The following is a 17,916-nucleotide window of genomic DNA, read 5'->3' on the forward strand; positions in this document are numbered from 1 at the left end:
GGAAAGAGCGCGGTGGGGAGAGGCGTGCCGGACAGCGCTGCTCCTGACAGCAGGCTGTCAGCAGCAGCGGGAAGGCGCCCGAAAGCCTCTTGTCGTTACACGCCCCTGGCGGCTGATGCGACCTGCGTCGCCGACCCGTTCAGGCGCGGCACCACGACGAGGCGTTTGATTTTGCCCTTCTTGAAAGCGGCGAGGAAGCGCGCATAGTCCTTGAAGGCGACGCAGCCGCTCGACTGGGCGTAGCGGCCCCGGAGCAGGTAGGTATGGGCCAGCAGGCCGTTGCGATTGTATTTGTTGCGGCCATCGACCGGTGTCAGGCGCAAGGCCTCCACTCCGTGGAAGCGCGACTCGCGCATCGACAGATTGTAGGTGTTGGGCGGCGTCGGTCCGCGATTCTTCTGGTCGGCATAACGCGGCTGGTCCGCCATGGCGCCGATGCCTGAATGCGCCTCGAGCCTCGAGCCGTCAGGCATGTAGACGGTCGCGCTGCTGATGTCGTACACGGCGACGCCATTGCCGGCTCCGCTCCTGGCGGCTGGCGAGTTGAAGAGGTTCCTGAACGCCTTGCCAAGGCCGCCCGAGGGCGTGTCGGGCTTGGCATAGGCCAGCACATCGCCGCCATCGGCCGGCCGGCCTTGCCGCGTCGGTTTTGCCGGCTGGGCCTGCTGGACCGTCTCGCGTGCCGGCTTCGGCTGCTGAACGGATTTCGGCTGCTGGACGGACTTAGGCTCCTGCTGGACCACTTTGGGCTGCGGCGCGTCGAATTGCGGACGCCGGGTCGGCAACGGCACGTCGTCGGTCAGAGCGTCCGGCAGGGAGGCGGCATCGCCGGGTTGATCCTGCTGGGTTTCGACGGGTGAAACCACGACATCGGCTGACGATTCCTCGATCGGCAGCGGTGAGGCGAACGCCTCGTCATCGGCCGGCAGGGACTGCACCAGAGCAAGCGCCAACTGCGAATTGTCCGGCGTACCGGATTGGGCAAAGCCCATCGGAGGCGGTGCGGTCTGAACGACCACCGAGTCGGTATCCAGCCGGGCGAAACGTTCGGCCGCCGGAACTGGCATGCTATCGGACAGGCTGGCTGTGACCTGGACGGAGGGCACCAACGACGCCTCGGCAATTCGCGGTGCGACTGTGGAGATCACCGGGCGGGTGTTGGCACTGGCGGCAGGCTTTCCGGCGTCGGCAAAGGCAGCGGCCAGCTTCATCGGCGAAAGCGACGCTTCCATGCGTTCGAAGCGCTCCTGCGCCTTCGACTTCACGGCGGCGGGCATCGGCTTTGCCTGCGCTACAAGACGTTCGGATTTTTCCGCCCGCGCGCTTACCCTGGCCAGCTTGAAACAGCTGGCGCCGCACTGCACCGAATGATCATGCAGGGCCTGAGTGCCGCCATTGGCGTTGGCCAGCACGAAGGGTGCTTTCAAAAAGTGCTGCTTCAGCGGATCGGCAAGTGCGAGCGATCCCGGTGTCGACAGTGTCTGGGGCAGGCCAACCGAAGTTGCCGATAGAGAGGCGCCGACGGAACTGAGGCCAGCCATGGTGCCGATCAACCAAAGGCCGATGGCGGTGCTGACGCAAGGCAGCGCGACCCAGCGGGCCACCCGGCCAGCGTTGAAGGAAGGGGAACGTGGAGCATCGACGAACTCGCCGCCCTCACGCTGTCCCCGGTTTTTTTTGTGTGTACTCAACAACGCCATGCAACCAATCTCGCTTCAATCGGTTTCCCCGTACGTGGCCTTGAGAGCCGCGACGACCATTCTGTGAGTGATCCCAGGTGGTCCCCGACGCGTTTGCCGCGTCTGTAGTTGGTTGCCGATTGCTTCAAAATATGGACAAAGTTGGTTAATCAATTCCTCTCAAAACCAACGACGAGATGTGGATTTTGGCCAAATCAGCCTTCGTCCACGGCCAGGAAAGTGGTGTTGTCGCCCTTCCGACCTGGTTTTGCTGCCTGTTTTTGGCGGCCGAGTCAAGCAAAACAGCCACTGCTAATTTTTACGCAGCGCCTCCGCGCGGTGTATGCAGCGAACCGACTGTCGGCAGACCTGCCTACAAAAGGCGCGCGTGTTTCCGGTAAAACTGTTGCCTGCCATGCTAGATTTCTCGCGGGAAGGCGGCCTCAAACGGCCCACCCTCAGTTGAACCAAAGCGCAAACGTCAAAAACCCGCCGCCGCCGAACTGGCGCTGGATCTGGTCGAAATCGTCGCTGGTCGCGAGCTCGCCGCTTTCGAGGTAGGGCGCGATGGCCGGGCCGGTGATCGACAGCACGAGATCGAAGTTTTTTGGCTCGTCGAAGAAGCGCTTCATGTTGATGCCAAGCCCAGTACTGGCGGTGACGCGGAAATGCGGCAGCAGCTTGCGGCCCTCCAGGAGATCCTCGGCCATGGTCAAGGCGGCGAGCCAGGCCTGGACCTGCTCCTCGCCGACTTCGAGGCCGGTGAGCGGGTTCTCGCCCTTCTGCTGCGGTCCAGGCAGCCATTCGCGGTCATTGTCAGTCTCGGCGCGGATCGCCTTCCAGTCCTCGCGCGACAGCCGGATCATTTCCAGCAGGTGGCGGCGCGCTGCTTGCCGGCGCTCCGGTTCGATCACCGGCCAGTTGACGAGATGCACCATCGAGATGAAATCGGCGATGCGCCATTCCGAGGAGAAGATGCTCGAGCCCATGTCGCCGGCCGGCGGCACCAGAATATCCTGCAGCGGCAATTTGGCGCGCGGGAACAGCATGTGAAACGAGCCGTCGAAGGTGCTCCTGAAATCATGCGCCAGCCAGAAATCGGCCTGCGCCATCAGGAACTCGGCATAGCCCTGCAGCCAGTAGCCGTCGGCGCGGTCGAAGCGGAAGGTGAGCGTGGGGGCGGCGGCGTCCGACGAGATACCGCCGCGCGAGAGTGAGGCGATGATCGCCGCCATGCTCTCGTCCGGCGCGATGGTGCCGTCCTCGTTGAGGTCGATGCCGGCATGGGTGAGATCGATGACCATGCCGATATCGGCATCGGGCGGCACCGAGGCAAACGTGGCTGCGGATTTCTCCAGCCGGTCACGGAAGCCGACCAGGATGGCGCGGAACTGCTCGTAAGTGAGCGGCTCGGGATTGGGATTGTCGGGCACCGGCAACCGCATCAGCGGCAGCATGAAGGATTGCGGGCTTTCGAAACCATGACGGTGCAGGCCGGTGGCCAGGATCTCCAGTGCGGTAAAGAACTCGCCCGCCCCGGCCGCATAGGCGGATGCCGGGTCTTTTGGCGCGGCAGCCTCCAGCGTCGAGAGAGCGGTGTCGCGCGCGGCCACGGTCTTCGCCTCAAACAATGTGGTTGCCGCTTCTGGCATTGCCGCCGACGCGGAAGACAGCGGCAGGAGCAGAATGAAAGCGGATGTCAGCAGGCCTGCCAGTCGTGTCATCTTTTCCCCCCAATGTTTGTCGCGCAGTGCAAACATACACCATTTGCAGCGCCGCGCTTCAACCCGCCCGGCGGACGGTCTACACAGGGCAAACAATTGGGCATCGCGTGTCGAATTATCCGTTTTCCTACAAGCTGTCCTGGCTGCCGCGTTTCCTGAAGCCGTCATTGGCCGGCGACGCTCAAGACTTTGCGCCGATGGCCGGGACGCTGATGGATCCACCGCCGAAGCAAGCGGTGCGGCTTGCCTTTGTCGGCGACATCTCGGCGGTGGCCAACCGCAGCGCGCCGGATTGCGATCCGGCGATCAAGGCGCTGCTCGGCGCTGCCGATCTGGTGATCGGCAATTGCGAAAGCCCTGTTGTGGACAGGCCAAGCGCGGTGCTGGGCACAAGGCTCGGCACGCATCATGCGATGAGCGAGCCGTTCCTGGCCGAGGCGCTGACGGCGGTTGGTGTTGCGCGCGAAAAACTCGTGCTGTCGCTGGCCAACAACCATGTGCTGGATCAGGGCATCGCCGGTTTCGACGAGACAATCGCGGCGTTGCTGCGGCTCGGCATCCGCACGATCGGCCTGGCCGACGGTCCGGTTGTGCCGATTCAGGTTGGATCGCTTGATATCGGCTTCGCCGCCTTCACGCTGTGGCGGAACGCCGATGAAAAACTGTTTGCCGGGCGCGTTTCGATGGACAGCGATCCGGCGAGCTGGCCACCCGCTGGCTTGGACCTTCTCTGCGCCGTGCCGCATTGGGACTGGGAGTTCCGACATTTTCCGCGCGACGGGACGCGAGCGCTGGCCAGGCGGCTGGCCGGGCAGGGCGCCGGGCTGATCGCGGGCCATCATGCCCATGTCGTGCAGCCGGTGGAAAAGATTGACGGGACGATCGTCGCCTATGGGCTCGGCGATTTCCTCGGTACCGCCTTTGCCCGGCAGCCATGGCCGGGCCGCATCGGCTCTATCCTCGTTGTCGATGTCAGTGCCGATGCCGGGACGCGCGGCAGGATCGCGTCTTACCGGATGCATCCCTTCATGCGCCTGCGCGCTGGCGACCACGAGCGGCTGGTGTTGGTGGAGGCTTTGGAGGGCCGAATGCGTGACAGGGTCGCGGAGCGACTGAAAGCGATCTTTCCTTCTCCACCAACCGATGAAGGCGTTCCCGCTTAACCATCTGGCGGCCCTTGCAAAACCAACTATCATGCTCCCGCAGAGGCAGGCTTGCGGGGGTAGCGGTGGAATCAGCGGATTTCATGCCGAGCGAAACGGTCATCGCCGGCATCCGGAAAGACATCGAGGCCTATGAAGCGGCGAGGGCTTCGGCGGTCCGGCAGGTGCGCTGGCGGGTGCCGGTGTTCGTGGGGCTGGTGCTGGTGGCCGTGGTGCTGGTCGCCTGGCTGTTCAACAAGGTCGCCGACCCCAACGAGCAATGGGTCTCGACGCCGCATGTATTTCTCTATGTGATCGGCTTCGCGGCTTCGATCCTGCTCTATTTCCAGGCCAGGAAACCGGCGACGCGGCTGCAGCAATCGTTCCGCGAGACGCTGCTGCCGATCATCTTCGGCTTCATCGCCGACATGCGCTACCAGCATGGCGTGACGCCGAATTCCTTCGACCGGTTGCCGCGCACGGCGGTTGGTCCGTTCAACCGGCAGGCGTTCGACGACATCGTGGCGGGCCGCTATGAGGGGTTTCCGTTCGAGCTGTACGAGGCGCATCTGCGGGAAGGGTCGGGCAAAGGCTCCTCGACCGCCTTCCAGGGCGTCATCGTCGCTTTCGAGACCATCGCGCCGTTTCCCGGCATATTGGTGGCGACGCGGCGGACCAACGCGGTGATCAGCTTCTTTCGCGGCATATTCGCCAGCAAGCTGCAAGAGCTGTCCAGCGGCGACGCTTTGCTCGACGCCGCCTACGAGTTCCGCACCGACAATCTCGGGGCGGCACAGCCATTGGTGAGCGGCCGGCTGGCGCAGGCGCTGAAATGGCTTGGCGAAACCTGGCCGGACGACCCAGCCCGCGTCGCGCTCAACGGCAGCGATGGTTTCCTGCTGTTGCCGCAGACGAAGAACTTCTTCGAGCTGCCGGATATTTCGGTGCCGCTGGACTACAGCAGGCATGTCGCGCCGATGATATCAGACATGGGCGCGATGCTGGCGACGGCGGCACTTGTGCGCAAGATCGGCGCGAAGGACGAAGCGGGTTGATCGGGCTGCGCTTTCAGCACTCGAAGCCGTATTTGTCACGCATGTAGTCCGCCTCTTCTTTCGACATTTTGTTGAACATGACGCACACGGTGAAGCTGCCGACCTGACGTCCGCCGCGTGTGTATCCCCAGTCGGAAATATCGTCCCTGGTGAATTCTATGTTCTGGCCGAGGACGACGTTGTGCACTTCCTCCGGCTGGTTTGCCAATATGCCGACAAATCCGGTTTCGGTGCGGCGGAACGGTATGACCCAGAAGTGTTCGGTGACGTTGCCGTCCCGTACCTTGACCTTCAATTTGAACCTCTCTGTGACGGCGGGAGGCGCCTCGGACAGTGCCAGGAAGTCGTCCAGGCTGGCGAGCGCCTGCGCGGTCGCCGCTGCCATCTCTGGGTCGCCGGGAGTGAAGATAATTGTTTTGTCGTCGCCCGGATCCGTGGCTTGTGCGCCGGCCAATCCTGGAGCAAGCGCCAGCATCAGGGACATCGCAGTCCGGACTGCAAGCTTCATGGAAGGCCCCTTCATGTCAACGGTCGACACCATCCCGCATTCGACGTCGGTTTGCAACCGTAGCGCGAGTTTGATCAGCGTTGGCGTGGCGGTTTTTGAACTGATCCGCGAAACAAAATGTGTATCGACGATCGGTCAGCGCTCTGTTTCGTGATGCCGCCCGAGATGGATTGCGGCGGCTGCGTGGTGATCGAAAGCCGCCCGTCACAATCGGCCAAGTGACTCTTTTCGCGGACAGAAGTGCGTTCATTGGGGGAGCCGAAGCGGCCTGAAATGATCTCGGTCGCAGATAATGTGTCGGAATTAAGCCTATGATATTGTTTGCGAAAATTCACCCAATGTGATTTGCGGAGGGTACGCTTTCCGTCCAGTTTCAGGCCGTCCGGTGCTGTCGTTTCCCAAGGCGGCGGTCCGGAAAAGTGAAACAGCACGGAGTGCTTACCAATGAAGAAGACCCTCGCAACCAGCGCTGCTCTGCTCGCCTTCCTCGGCACCGCTTATGCCGCGACCGTTCAGGGCACCATCCAGGCCGTCGATCCGACGACCAAGTCGATCACCCTCGACGACGGCAAGATCTACCAGCTGTCGCCCGAAGCGACGATCGGGAAACTGAAGGTCGGCGCCAAGGTGGCGGTGACCGTCGATGACAAGACCGGCATCGTGACGTCGATCAAGAAGGCCTCGTAAGGCGTCAGCGTCGTTCGTCGGCAGACCTGCTGACGCAATTTCAGACCCTGTTCCATTCTGGCCGGTCCTCAGGGGACCGGCCATTTCGTGCCCTCCACCCTCGACGCCAGGCAAACCGCCGTCCCGGCGGCGCCGCTATGGTTTTTGCCAAAGAGCCGCGCTATCCCTTGGCCAGCGGGGGATAGTCATGGCCGACGAGCAAAAAGGGTTTCGCCTGTCGCGGCGATTGCTGCTGGGTGCGGCTGTCGTCGGCGGCGCGGTGCTGTGGGGCGGCAACACGGTGGCGCGGCTGGCACGCGGACCTTCGGGGCCGAAGAACGCAGGACGGATAGCCGATATAGACGGCTTCGCGCTGCCTCTGAAGCCGCTGGACAATGCGCCGGCCTTCGATGCGTCACTGCCCTGGTCGGCAAAGGGTGGTGACATCAACGATGCCAGCGGCCTGTCGATGACGCCGGTCTACGGCGTGGTCGAGGTCAGCGGGGACGAGCACATCGCCAAGGCCCTGGCCTTCGCTCGTGCCAATGGGCTGAAAATATCGCTGGCCGCCATCCGCCATTCCATGGGCGGGCATGCCTTCGACGACAACGCGCTTGTGCTCGACCTCAGAAAGTTCAACAGGGTCACCGTCGATGCGGCGGCCAAGACCATGACCTTGCAGCCGGGCGCGCGCTGGCATGACATCCAGAACCTTCTGCATCCGCACTTCGCGGTGAAGGCGATGCAGTCGACCGACATCTTCTCGGTCGGCGGTTCGCTGTCGGTCAATGCGCATGGCATGGACCACCAGGCGGGTTCGGTGGCGGGCTCGATCCGCTCGATGCGGGTGATGCTGGCCGACGGTTCGGTGACGACCTGCTCGCCGACCGAGAACACCGATCTGTTCCGCCACGTCGTCGGCGGTTACGGCCTGTTCGGCGTGGTGCTGGAGGCGACGCTCGATATCGTCGACAACGCCGTCTACCGCACCTCGCGCGAAATCATCAAATCGGACGATTTTCCGGAATTCTTCGCCAAGGTGCTGGAGCCGAACAAGGATATCGGCCTGTTCTACGGCCATCTGTCGACGGCGCCCGGCAATTTCCTCGAGGACATGATCGTCTACCGTTACGACAAGGTGGCCGAGCGGCCGCCGGCCGATCAGCCCGAGATCGGCGAACCGGGATCGGTCGGGTTGAAGCGGGTGATCATCAACCTGGCGAAATGGGGCAGCCTGTTCCAGGAATTGAAGTGGTTCACCGAAAAGACACTGGAGCCGAAATTCGAAAGCTGCACGGTGGCGCGCACCTCGGCCATGGCCGAGGGCGAGGCCTGTCTCGTCACCCGCAACAACCCGATGCACGATTCGGTGCCCTATCTGTTCAACGATCAGATGGAAGAGACCGACATCCTGCACGAATATTTTATTCCGCGTGCCGCCTATGTCGAATTCATCGCGGAAGCGCGCGAGATCCTGCGCAACCAGACGCTGCCGGTGCTCAATGCTTCGGTGCGCATCGTCCACAGGGAGGATGTGGCGCTGACCTACGCGCCGGAGCCGGCCTATTCGCTGGTGCTCTACGTCAACCAGCCGACCGATGCCGACGGCAATGCCAGGATGCGGGCGCTGACGCGGGCGCTGATCGACGTGACGATCAAGCATGGCGGGCGCTTCTTCCTGCCTTACCAGCTGCATTATACGGCCAGGCAGTTGCTGGCCTCCTATCCCGAACTGCCGGCCTTCCTGGCGGCGAAGCGGCAGCATGACCCAACGGAACTGTTTTCCTCGACCTTCTACCGTGCCATCAAGGCGCTGAGCGGGGTGTCGTAAGAAGCAGGAGAACAGCCATGCGGATGGTATCGGCGGCGGCACTCACCCTCATCGCGCTGTGCGCCGGACCGGCCGGAGGCGAGGATCTCAAGGCCTTCAAGCTGACCATCGACGGCGTGACGGTCGATATCGATCCCGGCGAGAGCGCCGATGTGACGCTGCCCGGCGGCAAGCAGAGCAAGGTGACGCTCGAGCGCAACGACTTCGCTACCTTTTCCGGCAGCGATTTTTCCTTCGTCCACCCCAGCGGCATTTCGGTGACCAAGACCGATCTCGGCGATGACATCACGCAGTATCTGATGGCCTCGGCGCTGGGCACGATCGTCGTCGTGCAGGAATATGGCGCCATGAATCCGGTGTCGCTCAACCAATTGATGCTGCAGGAGATGACCAGGGAATCGGTGCAGGCCGGCGCCAAGCTGACGCAGGGGCCGACCACGCGCAAACTCGCCGACGGCAAGGAATTGACCGGGATCCGGGCCGAGGTGAAGACACGCACCGACACCGCCGATTTCGAGATCGTCGGCTTCGGCCTGGCCGATCGGGGGCTGCTGTTCATCACCCGCATTGCCGGCGAGGATGCAGCGACCGAAAAGCCGCTTGTCGAGAAGTTCTGGCAGAGCCTGAAAGTCAGGTTCAGGCCGGACTAGGATCGTGTCTCAGTTTGGATTTCGGCTGGGGTTTTGCGTAACGGCGGCTCAAGTTATTCTGAAGACCCCGGGTTGGAGATCCTGCAGCATGGCGAAGCTCATTTTCAGAATGAACCAGTCACTCGACGGTTATGTCGACCACCAGAAAATGCCGTCGGGCCCGACGATCTTTCGTCACTGGATAGAGCAAGTGCGCAATTTGAGCGGCAGTGTGTACGGGCGCGGCATGTACGAGGTCATGCGCTATTGGGACGAAGACCATGCTGAGTGGAGTGCGGAGGCGCATGAATTCGCGGCGGCGTGGCGGAGCCAACCGAAGTGGGTTGTGTCGCGCTCTCTGAAGTCGGTCGGCCCCAACGCAACACTTGTCGCGGATGACGTCGAGGCGGTGATACGCGGGCTTAAGGCTGAGCTCGTCGGGGAGATTTCAGTTTCTGGACCAGGCCTGGCACGAAGCCTGACCGACCTTGGTCTTGTCGATGCGTACCAACTCTACCTCCATCCGTTCGTGCTTGGTCATGGCAAACCATTCTTCGCCGGCCCCCGGCCGCCGCTTCGCTTTGTGGCCAGCGATTTGATTGGCGACGACGTGATCAGGTTGACCTATGTGCCTGCCTGATCACGCGGTCGTCGAACTGAGACGCCAGCGGGCCTACAGCCCCTTCGGCATCAGGCCAGCCAGCCAGTTCACAGAGCGCTTCGCGGCGTCGGCGGTTGCCGAGGCGGCGCGGCCGAGATCGGTCTTGACCACGGCGTAGCCGTTCTTGGTGCGATAGAGCACACCGGTTCCGCCATCGACCACCTGTTCATAGGCAACGGGCCGGGCGGCGTCGGCTTCCATGGCGGTCGTCGGCGAACCGACCGAGACGCTCGGCCGGTGGCTGAGTTCCGGCGGCAGCGGGCTTTCGGTTCTGACGACCCGGCTGGCGGGCTTCAATTCCGGGCGCGATGCGGTCTCGGCCAGCTGCGAGGAGGACGACGAACCCTTCGTGCGGCAAATGCCGGAGACGAGCGGATAGTTGAAATTGCGCTCGTGCAGCATCTGGCTCTTCATCGCGGCTTCGCACTCGGCGACGGTCGACCATTTGGCCGGCGTCTCGCCGATATATTCGCAAAGCTTGGCGTCGCAGTCGCAGCCGACAATGGTCATGGCGACAAGGGCGGTCTTGATCACGGTCTTGTCCCTTCGAGATGCCCCCCGGCAGCCCTTCCATTTCTTCCCATTCCTTCGCGCGCGAACAAGGCGGGATTTGGCCGCGATTGTGGAATGGGCGTGGCGGAGGCCAGGAAATGCCTAATCTTGGCCGGGCGTGACCGAAAGGCCTCAGTAATCGTAGACGTGTTCGAGCCTGGCGCCGGACTTGACCAGCGCCGGCAGCACGAGATGCAGCTTACGCACGGCGACGACCATGCCGGTGCGGCGCGTGGATTGATCGGCCGGCAGCGGATAGCTGAACAGGATGCGCATGCCTTCGGGAACGGCGATCGTATCGGTGGAGAGCACCGTGACCATGATCTCGTCATTGCCGCCGATCTCGACGAAGGAGACGCCCTTGTCGATCAGGCGCGGGATCATTTCGGTGAAGACCTGATAGCGCCTGGTGACGAAGACGGTGCCGTCAGCGCCCATGTCGCGTTCGAGCAAGGTGTCGGGCTCGTTGCGCGTGGCTTCGCCGACGGGTCCCTTGGCCCAGACATGGATGTCGAGCAAGGCGGGGTCCATCGTGGCAGCGAGGGCCTTTTTTATCAGGTCGGCATAGCCCTGCTTGATGGTGTCGGCGAGGCCGAACGCCAGCTTGCGTTCGCTGGTGCGGATCGAGCTGTCGCCCGGCGCCGGCTGCACGGCAAACAGGCCGGCACGCTTGTCGGCATACGGGAACTGATACCAGGGCACCTGGTCGAGAAACGCGGCATAGTCCGCCGCGACCTTGGCCTGATAAATGTCGGCGGCAGTGCGCTTGGCCGTCGTCGCCTCGGTGATGCGGCCGACCGTGTTCTCATAGGCCCACTGCAATATATGCTCGATCGAGTGGCTGGTGCCGATGATGACCAGCATCTGGTGGTTGGCGTAGTTGAACTTGTAGGGAGCGCTGGCGCGGATCACCATGGCGTAGTCCTGCCAGAAGCGGCCGATATAGGACCAGTAGGGGAAGCCGCTCGGCTGGTCCTTGTCGACGAAGCCGGCATATTCGCGTGCGGCGTAGACGATCGCCCATTCCGGATAGGTGAGGAAGGTCGATTCCTCCGGCCGCTGGTAACCCGGAATCTCGGCGCGGACCTTGTCGGCCAGCGCCTTGGGCGGGGCGCCGTCGGCAATGCCGGGCAGCGGCGTCTTCTCGAGCGACGACGTCGTCAGGAAGCCGTAGCTCAGCCCGGCGATCGGGATGAGGATGACGACGACGATCAGCCAGAGGATCGTCTTGATGATGCGCTTCAGCCAGCGGAACAGGAACATGCCTGGTCAGGCCGTGGCGAAGTGGTCGTGTACGCGCCTGGCCAGCCGGAAGCCGACATAGACGGCCAAGCCGCCAATGACGATGTGCGGCAGGTTGGCGAAGAAGCGGGCCGGGAATTCGATATCGTTGAGGGAGCGGAAGCCGTTGATGAAGATACCGGCATCGAGGCAGCCGGAACCGGTGACCAGCCCGAGCACGCCGTCGAAAAGGTAGACCGAGCCGAACAGCTTGAAATAGAACACTGCCTGGCGGTGCGAGATGAAGGCGGCGGCCAGCGCCCAGACGCCGGAGAAGGCGTGCAGCAGATCATCGTACCATTGCAGCGAGAACAGGCCGAACAGATTGCCGTCGGCATCGTTGAAGGCCGGTATGTAGCCGATGGCGACGACGCCGAAGAACAGGAAGGCATAGGCAACGGCAAGCTTCTGGACGAGCGTCATGAAGTATCCCCCTTCTACGAGCCCATTTGTAAACGCTACTCTGCCGGCCGCCTGACGCGGTTTTCTGCGCTTCCGATGCTCACGGACCCAAAGGTCCGCTGCGCTTCGGTTCTCGAAAACCACGCCATCCGACTCGGCAGAGCGCGTTTTCAAACGGGCTCTGACCAGGCGATACTAACCGATTTTAGCGCGTGGAGAAGCGGCGCTCGCAAGATCGCCGCCAAAGGGCATCGGGAGGCCAAAAGACAGTCGGCGCCGGGATTTCTCCCAGCGCCTCCCTGTCAGATCAGGACACGGTCGCGGCAGCAACTTCCGTAAAGTCGTCGCGCCTTGCCGGCCTTGATTTTGACGGTCCTGCCAGTCCGCCGCCCGAGAGCAGCGTCCGTTCGGGACCACGCCGGTCTCCACCCTTGCGAGCTTTGCCCTGCGCACCATCGAAGGTTTTTGCCGTCCTTCATGGCAGCATCGGTCCGCCGTAGGCGTTGGCACGCTTTCCGCGGCCCCGTAGGTCTCGGCTCCGTCCCTCGAAACAGGCAAGCCTGCTCTCGCTTCGGGCCGTACGGGCCTCAGGAAATCCGCCTTTCACTTCGCCTTTCGGCTTGATGATCGGTAGCCGCCTGAGATGGGTTTAACGTACGCCGAGTAAGGGTCCTGGGGAATGGCCGCTGCCCTGTGGATAGCGGGATTACCGGGGATCGTTAGCCACAAATCGGGGAATTCGAGCGCCGGCTGCTTTAGACAGCCCGCCCGCTTTTTTGCGTACGAGCCGACAGCGCCCCTTGCTCCGCCGGTGGTCGCGGGCTTCAATGCCGGCAAAGGATCGGACCTGCATGTCCGGCGCCGGGGAGGGCGGGTATTTTGAAAGTCGGAGTGGTTCTCAACCCGATTGCCGGTGGCGGCCGGCTGAAACGGCATTGGCCTGATGTTGCCGTGTCGCTGAAAAAGCATTTCGGCGAATTCGAGCTGCGCGAAACGCAGGCCGAAGGCGATGCCGAAAGGCTGGCAATCGATCTCGCAATGATTGGCTTCGATCTGGTGATTGCGGCCGGCGGTGACGGCACCGCCAGCGAAGTGGCCGACGGGCTTCTGCAGGCGGCCCAGGAGAGCGGCCGGATCACTGAACTTGGCCTGTTGCCGTGCGGCACCGGCATCGATTTCGCGCGCGGGCTCGGCCTGCCGAAAGAGGTGGATGCCGTGCTGAAGCGGTTGGCCGAAGCCAAGGGCCGCAAGGTCGATGCCGGGCGCATCGGCTACATCGACGATCACGGCGCGCTGGCCAGCCGGCACTTCATCAACATCGCCAGTCTGGGACTTTCCGGCGCCACCGACCGCGCCGTCAATGCCGACAAGCGCAAGGGCAGGATGTCGGCCAAGGCACTGTTCCTGTGGCGCACCGTGGTGGAGTTCATCCGCTACCGTTTTCAGGACGTCAGGATCACGGTCGACGACGGCGCACCCGTCGAAGCGCGCATGGCGCTGGTGGCGGTCGCCAATGGAAAGTTCTTCGGCGGCGGCATGATGATCGCGCCGGATGCCGAAATCACCGACGGGCAGTTCGACATCGTCATCCTGCGCGCCGCCGGCAAGCTGAAGCTGATCTGGGACATCCGGCTGCTCTATGGCGGCCGGCACCGCAACCATCCGGCGATCACCATCCTGCGCGGCAGGAAAGTGGTGGTCGAGCCGCTCGGCGATGCGTCAGAGAATGGCGCCCTGGTCGATATAGACGGCGAGTCGCCGGGACGCATACCCGCGACCTTCGAGATCCTGCCGGGTGCATTGACGCTCAGAGACTGAATCAAGCCGTTGACAGATTGATTCAGATGAATCCGCCCATCAATCCAACGTCCTGAAATCGCTTGGTAACTGGCTGATGTCAGAGTTCCAGCTTGGCCGGAAACCCGGGCGCGCGCAGGTCGGTATCGACGGCATCCTCGAGCAATTTGACGATCTGGGTGGACCAGGCGCTGCCGCCATATTCCTGTTTGCCCATCTGGAAAATCTCACTCACAAGCGGCGCCAGTTGGAGCGGCAGTCTGAATTCCCTGCCCATCGCCAGCGCGAAGCCGAGGTCCTTCAGCGCCAGGTCCATGGTGAAGCCGATGTCGTAGGAGCCGTTGAGGATGAGCTGGCTTTCGGTCTCGTGGACGAAGCTGTTGCCGGAGGAGGCTGAGATGGCATGGTAGGACTGGGCGAGGTCGAGCCCGCCCTGTTTCGCCAGCATCAGCGCCTCGCCGGCGGCGACGAGATGGATGAAGGCGAGCATGTTGGTGATCACCTTGATCACCGCCGCCGAGCCGACCGGACCCATCAGGAACGACTTTGCGCACATCGCCTCGATGGCCGGCCGATGACGTTCGTAGAGCGCTGGATCGCCGCCGACCAGCGCGGTGATCTTGCCAGCCGCCGCCAGATGCACGCCACCGGTGACCGGGCATTCCAGCGTCTCGACGCCCCTGGCCGAGGCGAGGGCCGCAAGGCGAAGAATCTCGTCGCGGCCGTTGGTCGACATCTCGATCCAGGTGCCGCCCTTGGGAAGGCCCTCCAGCAATCCGCCGGGTCCGGCCAGCACCGCTTCGCTGACCTTGGGCGAAGGCAGGCACGTGATGGCATTGCCGGCCCGGGCGGCGGCCTCGGCCGGGCTGCTCGCGGCAGTGGCGCCGAGCGCCACCAGGCGCTCGACGGCGGCGGGATCGCGGTCGAAGACGGTGACGGCAAAGCCGTTGCGGATCAGGCTGGCGGCAAGGTTGCCGCCGAGATGGCCAAGGCCGATGAAGGCGTAGCTCTCGCTCACGGCATCAGCGGGGTCTGCATCATCTGCAGATGCAGGTCCTTGCCCGTATAGGGATGCGCGTCGCAGACCGCTTCGTTCAATTCGACGCCGAGGCCGGGCTCCCTCGAGGGGATGACATTGCCGTCCTGCCACTCGATCTTCTTCTTCAAGAGCGTGGCATGGAAACCGTCCCACTGCTTCAGCGATTCCAGGATGAGGAAGTTGGGCAGTGTCACCGCCAGCTGGATGTTGGCCGCACCGACGATCGGCCCGCAATAGCAGTGAGGGGCGACCTGGATGTGGTAGGCCTCGGCCATCGCCGCGATCTTCTTGGTTTCGAGAATGCCGCCGGAGCGGCCAAGGTCCGGCTGCAGGATGGTCGCGGCGCGGTTCTCGATGACGCGGGCGAACTCGAACTTGGTGGTCAGCCGTTCGCCGGTGGCGATCGGGATCGAGGTCGCGCGGGCCACTTGCGCCATGACTTCGGGCATGTCAGGCGGCACCGGCTCCTCGAACCACAAGGGATCATAGGGCTCGATGGCGCGCGCCATGCGCAGCGCGCCGGACGCTGTGAACTGGCCGTGCGTGCCAAACAGGATGTCGGCGCGGGTGCCGACCGCCTCGCGGATCGCCTTGATCATGCGGGTGGACAGGTCGATATCGACAAGACGCGGCTGGTGGCCGTCGAAGGCGGTGTAGGGGCCGGCCGGGTCCAGTTTGACGGCGTTGAACCCCTGTTCGACATATTCGAGCGCGCAGGCGGCGGCGAGATCGGGGTCGTTGTAGACGTTCTTGCCGTGCGCATCCTCGGAGTGGACGCTGCCGGTGTGCGGATAAAGATAGGTGTAGGAACGCAGCGTTTCGTGCACCTGGCCGCCGAGCAGTTTGTAGACCGGCTTGTCGGCCTCCTTGCCGATGATGTCCCAGCAGGCCATTTCCAGCGCCGAGAAGCAGCCCATGCCTGACACGTCGGGCCGCTGGGTGAAGCCGGACGAATAGGCGCGGCGGAAGAAGTTCTCGATGTCGTGCGGATCGCGGCCGACGAGATAGCGCTCGGCCATGTCCTCGACCATCCGGGCGGTAACATGGGCGGAGAAGGTGGCGTTGTAGGCCTCGCCATAGCCGACCACGCCGCCATCGGTGGTCAACTTGACGAAGATGAAATACTTGCCGCCGATGCCGGGCGGCGGATTGTCGACAACCCAGGTCTTGACGTCGGTGATCTTCATTTTTGGTCCTCCAGAACCAGTTCGGCGCCCTTCCAACCGGTCATGATCGAGGCGGCGTTGGTGTTGCCGGTGATGTTGTCGGGGAAGATGGAGGCGTCGATGACGCGCAGGCCGTCGATGCCGTGCACCTTGAGACGCGGGTCGACGACGGCGCGCGCCGGATCGGGCCCCATGCGGCAGGTCGAGACCGGATGATAGACGGTGCCCGAGCGCTTCCTGAAATCCTGAATCAGGTCTGCATCGGAAGTGATTGACGGGCCTGGCAAAACCTCTTCCTCGATGATCTCGGCCATGGCAGGCATCGAGGCGATCTTGCGGACGAATTTCACCGCCGCCAGCATCTCCTCGACATCGGCATTGGTGGAGTAGGCATTGGCCGTTATCCTGGGGTACTCGCGCGGGTTGGCCGAGCGGATCATGATCTCGCCACGGCTCGACGGGCGGCAGTTGGACAGGCCGATGGAAAAGCCCGGCCATGGGTCCGGCGTCAGGATCGGGCGCTCGCCGCTTTTGGGAATGACGGTCGAGAACGCCTGGAAATAGAGCTGCATGTTGGGCCGCGTCGCCGCCGGGTCGGTGCGGAAGAAGCCACCGGCATTGTTCATCGACAGCGACAGCGGGCCCGAACGGGTCAGGATATATTGCATGCCGACCAGCAGCTTGCCCCACCAGGGACGCAGCGTCTGGTTGAGCGTCGGCAGCTTGCCCTTGAAGGTGTAGTTGATGCCGACATGATCCTGCAGATGCGCGCCGACATTCTCGTTGGCGTGGACCATCCGGATGCCCAGGCCTTTCAGCAGCGCGGAAGGCCCGACGCCGGACAGCTGCAGCAATTGCGGCGAGTTGACCGAGCCGCCCGACAGGATGACTTCGCGACCGGCACGCGCCGACTTCGTCTCGCCGTTCTGCTGGTATTCGACACCGACGGCGCGCCTGCCCTCGAACAGCACCCTGGTCGCCAGCGCCTTCATCTCGACGCGGACGTTGGCGCGCTTCATCGCCGGGCGCAGGAAAGCGCGCGCCGCCGACATGCGGCGGCCGTTGCGGGTCGAGATCTGGTAGACGCCGACGCCTTCCTGGGCAGCGCCGTTGAAATCCGGGTTGAGGGGCAGGCCGGCCTGCTGGCCGGCGGCGAGATAGCGTTTGGTCAGCGGGTGGACGGCGCCCGAACAGTCTGTGACATGCAGCGGGCCGCCGACGCCGCGCCATTGGTCCGCGCCGGCCTGGTTGTCCTCGAGCGCCTTGAAGGCGGGCAGCAGATCGTCATAGCCCCAGCCGGGATTGCCGGCGGCGGCCCAGGCATCGAAATCCTCGCGCGCGCCCCTGATCCAGACCATGGCGTTGATCGAGCTCGAACCGCCGAGCAGCTTGCCGCGCGGCCAGTGGTCGGCATTGCCGGCGAGCCCCGGGTCTGGCTCGGCCTTGTAGTTCCAGTTGACGCCGGGATCGAAGAAGGTCTTGCCGTAGCCGAGCGGCATCTGCACGTAGAAGCGGCGGTCGCTGCCGCCGGCCTCCAGCACCAGCACCGAGAAGCGCCCCGAGGCCGACAGTTTTTCAGCCAGGACCGAGCCGGCCGAGCCGGAGCCGACGATGATGAAATCATAGGTCTGCATGATGGAAATGGGAGGCTCCGAAAAATTGGCTGCAGCCTAGACGCGACGGCATTCCGAAGTCGCCGCGCCATCCGGCATCAGTTGTGAAAAAAGCGACCGTCGAACCGATCAGGTTTGCGGGGATTCCCGACAATCGCGCTTGATAACTAT

General features: G+C 63.4%; 17 protein-coding genes. 8 read left to right on the plus strand and 9 right to left on the minus strand.

Annotated features, from left to right (window positions below; all coding sequences use genetic code 11):
• Positions 1–95: 95 nt before the first annotated feature.
• Both AC0NIL_RS11330 and AC0NIL_RS11335 read right to left on the minus strand, forming a co-directional pair.
• Complete coding sequence (locus tag AC0NIL_RS11330; RefSeq protein WP_027162142.1) at positions 96–1,700, minus strand: DUF2778 domain-containing protein; 1,605 nt, start codon at positions 1,698–1,700, stop codon at positions 96–98.
• 437 nt (positions 1,701–2,137) lie between these two features.
• Positions 2,138–3,403, minus strand: coding sequence for a hypothetical protein (locus AC0NIL_RS11335; protein ID WP_127384777.1), 1,266 nt, complete (start codon positions 3,401–3,403; stop codon positions 2,138–2,140).
• 107 nt (positions 3,404–3,510) lie between these two features.
• On the opposite strand from AC0NIL_RS11335, the gene AC0NIL_RS11340 reads away from it, so the two are divergent.
• Together AC0NIL_RS11340 and AC0NIL_RS11345 are read left to right on the plus strand one after the other, a co-directional pair.
• Positions 3,511–4,566, plus strand: a complete 1,056-nt coding sequence (locus AC0NIL_RS11340; RefSeq protein WP_473573563.1) for a CapA family protein — start codon at positions 3,511–3,513, stop codon at positions 4,564–4,566.
• A gap of 83 nt (positions 4,567–4,649) precedes the next feature.
• Positions 4,650–5,600, plus strand: coding sequence for a DUF3137 domain-containing protein (locus AC0NIL_RS11345; RefSeq protein WP_164747158.1), 951 nt, complete (start codon positions 4,650–4,652; stop codon positions 5,598–5,600).
• Positions 5,601–5,613: 13 nt separating this feature from the next.
• Here AC0NIL_RS11345 and AC0NIL_RS11350 read toward each other — a convergent pair whose 3' ends face one another.
• Positions 5,614–6,108 (minus strand): YegJ family protein, encoded by a 495-nt coding sequence (locus tag AC0NIL_RS11350; protein ID WP_473573593.1) that lies wholly within the window; start codon positions 6,106–6,108, stop codon positions 5,614–5,616.
• Positions 6,109–6,121: 13 nt separating this feature from the next.
• Between AC0NIL_RS11350 and AC0NIL_RS11355 the strand changes: the two genes are divergently transcribed.
• From AC0NIL_RS11355 to AC0NIL_RS11375, 5 genes are all read left to right on the plus strand, one after another.
• Positions 6,122–6,262, plus strand: a complete 141-nt coding sequence (locus AC0NIL_RS11355; RefSeq protein WP_224621472.1) for a hypothetical protein — start codon at positions 6,122–6,124, stop codon at positions 6,260–6,262.
• A 290-nt stretch (positions 6,263–6,552) separates the two neighbouring features.
• Positions 6,553–6,795, plus strand: coding sequence for a DUF1344 domain-containing protein (locus AC0NIL_RS11360; RefSeq protein ID WP_027162139.1), 243 nt, complete (start codon positions 6,553–6,555; stop codon positions 6,793–6,795).
• A 187-nt stretch (positions 6,796–6,982) separates the two neighbouring features.
• Positions 6,983–8,605: an FAD-binding oxidoreductase gene (locus AC0NIL_RS11365; RefSeq protein ID WP_473573562.1), complete on the plus strand. Its 1,623-nt coding sequence runs from the start codon at positions 6,983–6,985 to the stop codon at positions 8,603–8,605.
• A gap of 17 nt (positions 8,606–8,622) precedes the next feature.
• Positions 8,623–9,255, plus strand: coding sequence for a hypothetical protein (locus tag AC0NIL_RS11370; protein ID WP_473573561.1), 633 nt, complete (start codon positions 8,623–8,625; stop codon positions 9,253–9,255).
• Between the two features lie 88 nt (positions 9,256–9,343).
• Positions 9,344–9,874 carry a dihydrofolate reductase family protein gene (locus tag AC0NIL_RS11375; RefSeq protein ID WP_224675173.1) on the plus strand — a complete coding sequence of 177 codons (531 nt, stop codon included), beginning with the start codon at positions 9,344–9,346 and terminating at the stop codon, positions 9,872–9,874.
• 33 nt (positions 9,875–9,907) lie between these two features.
• Here the strand turns inward: AC0NIL_RS11375 and AC0NIL_RS11380 are convergent, their stop codons facing one another.
• The 3 genes from AC0NIL_RS11380 to AC0NIL_RS11390 all read right to left on the minus strand — a co-directional run bounded on the left by AC0NIL_RS11380 (position 9,908) and on the right by AC0NIL_RS11390 (position 12,151).
• The gene (locus AC0NIL_RS11380) at positions 9,908–10,429 is read right to left on the minus strand and encodes a hypothetical protein (RefSeq protein WP_473573560.1); all 522 of its coding nucleotides are present in this window, start codon (positions 10,427–10,429) and stop codon (positions 9,908–9,910) included.
• Positions 10,430–10,579: 150 nt separating this feature from the next.
• Positions 10,580–11,710 carry a hypothetical protein gene (locus tag AC0NIL_RS11385; protein WP_473573559.1) on the minus strand — a complete coding sequence of 377 codons (1,131 nt, stop codon included), beginning with the start codon at positions 11,708–11,710 and terminating at the stop codon, positions 10,580–10,582.
• A 6-nt stretch (positions 11,711–11,716) separates the two neighbouring features.
• Positions 11,717–12,151, minus strand: a complete 435-nt coding sequence (locus AC0NIL_RS11390) for a hypothetical protein (protein ID WP_473573558.1) — start codon at positions 12,149–12,151, stop codon at positions 11,717–11,719.
• 858 nt (positions 12,152–13,009) lie between these two features.
• On the opposite strand from AC0NIL_RS11390, the gene AC0NIL_RS11395 reads away from it, so the two are divergent.
• Positions 13,010–13,948, plus strand: a complete 939-nt coding sequence (locus AC0NIL_RS11395) for a diacylglycerol/lipid kinase family protein (RefSeq protein WP_275952439.1) — start codon at positions 13,010–13,012, stop codon at positions 13,946–13,948.
• A gap of 79 nt (positions 13,949–14,027) precedes the next feature.
• Here AC0NIL_RS11395 and AC0NIL_RS11400 read toward each other — a convergent pair whose 3' ends face one another.
• From AC0NIL_RS11400 to AC0NIL_RS11410, 3 genes are read right to left on the minus strand one after another with little or no spacing between them, the layout of a single operon-like run.
• Positions 14,028–14,945: an NAD(P)-dependent oxidoreductase gene (locus AC0NIL_RS11400; RefSeq protein ID WP_275952440.1), complete on the minus strand. Its 918-nt coding sequence runs from the start codon at positions 14,943–14,945 to the stop codon at positions 14,028–14,030.
• Positions 14,942–16,153, minus strand: coding sequence for a mandelate racemase/muconate lactonizing enzyme family protein (locus AC0NIL_RS11405; protein WP_224675170.1), 1,212 nt, complete (start codon positions 16,151–16,153; stop codon positions 14,942–14,944). Before AC0NIL_RS11405 ends, AC0NIL_RS11400 begins: the two co-directional genes overlap by 4 nt.
• The gene (locus AC0NIL_RS11410) at positions 16,150–17,766 is read right to left on the minus strand and encodes a GMC family oxidoreductase (protein ID WP_473573557.1); all 1,617 of its coding nucleotides are present in this window, start codon (positions 17,764–17,766) and stop codon (positions 16,150–16,152) included. The genes AC0NIL_RS11405 and AC0NIL_RS11410 overlap by 4 nt, the downstream gene beginning before the upstream one ends.
• Positions 17,767–17,916 lie beyond the last annotated feature (150 nt).

Source organism: Mesorhizobium sp. WSM1343, from assembly GCF_055901535.1.

Coding starts and splice junctions, on each gene's coding strand:
- AC0NIL_RS11330 (WP_027162142.1), bottom strand. CDS start 1,700: ATGGCGTTGTTGAGTACACACAAAAAAAACCGGGGACAGCGTGAGGGC.
- AC0NIL_RS11335 (WP_127384777.1), bottom strand. CDS start 3,403: ATGACACGACTGGCAGGCCTGCTGACATCCGCTTTCATTCTGCTCCTG.
- AC0NIL_RS11345 (WP_164747158.1), top strand. CDS start 4,650: ATGCCGAGCGAAACGGTCATCGCCGGCATCCGGAAAGACATCGAGGCC.
- AC0NIL_RS11350 (WP_473573593.1), bottom strand. CDS start 6,108: ATGAAGCTTGCAGTCCGGACTGCGATGTCCCTGATGCTGGCGCTTGCT.
- AC0NIL_RS11355 (WP_224621472.1), top strand. CDS start 6,122: ATGTCAACGGTCGACACCATCCCGCATTCGACGTCGGTTTGCAACCGT.
- AC0NIL_RS11360 (WP_027162139.1), top strand. CDS start 6,553: ATGAAGAAGACCCTCGCAACCAGCGCTGCTCTGCTCGCCTTCCTCGGC.
- AC0NIL_RS11365 (WP_473573562.1), top strand. CDS start 6,983: ATGGCCGACGAGCAAAAAGGGTTTCGCCTGTCGCGGCGATTGCTGCTG.
- AC0NIL_RS11370 (WP_473573561.1), top strand. CDS start 8,623: ATGCGGATGGTATCGGCGGCGGCACTCACCCTCATCGCGCTGTGCGCC.
- AC0NIL_RS11375 (WP_224675173.1), top strand. CDS start 9,344: ATGGCGAAGCTCATTTTCAGAATGAACCAGTCACTCGACGGTTATGTC.
- AC0NIL_RS11385 (WP_473573559.1), bottom strand. CDS start 11,710: ATGTTCCTGTTCCGCTGGCTGAAGCGCATCATCAAGACGATCCTCTGG.
- AC0NIL_RS11390 (WP_473573558.1), bottom strand. CDS start 12,151: ATGACGCTCGTCCAGAAGCTTGCCGTTGCCTATGCCTTCCTGTTCTTC.
- AC0NIL_RS11405 (WP_224675170.1), bottom strand. CDS start 16,153: ATGAAGATCACCGACGTCAAGACCTGGGTTGTCGACAATCCGCCGCCC.
- AC0NIL_RS11410 (WP_473573557.1), bottom strand. CDS start 17,766: ATGCAGACCTATGATTTCATCATCGTCGGCTCCGGCTCGGCCGGCTCG.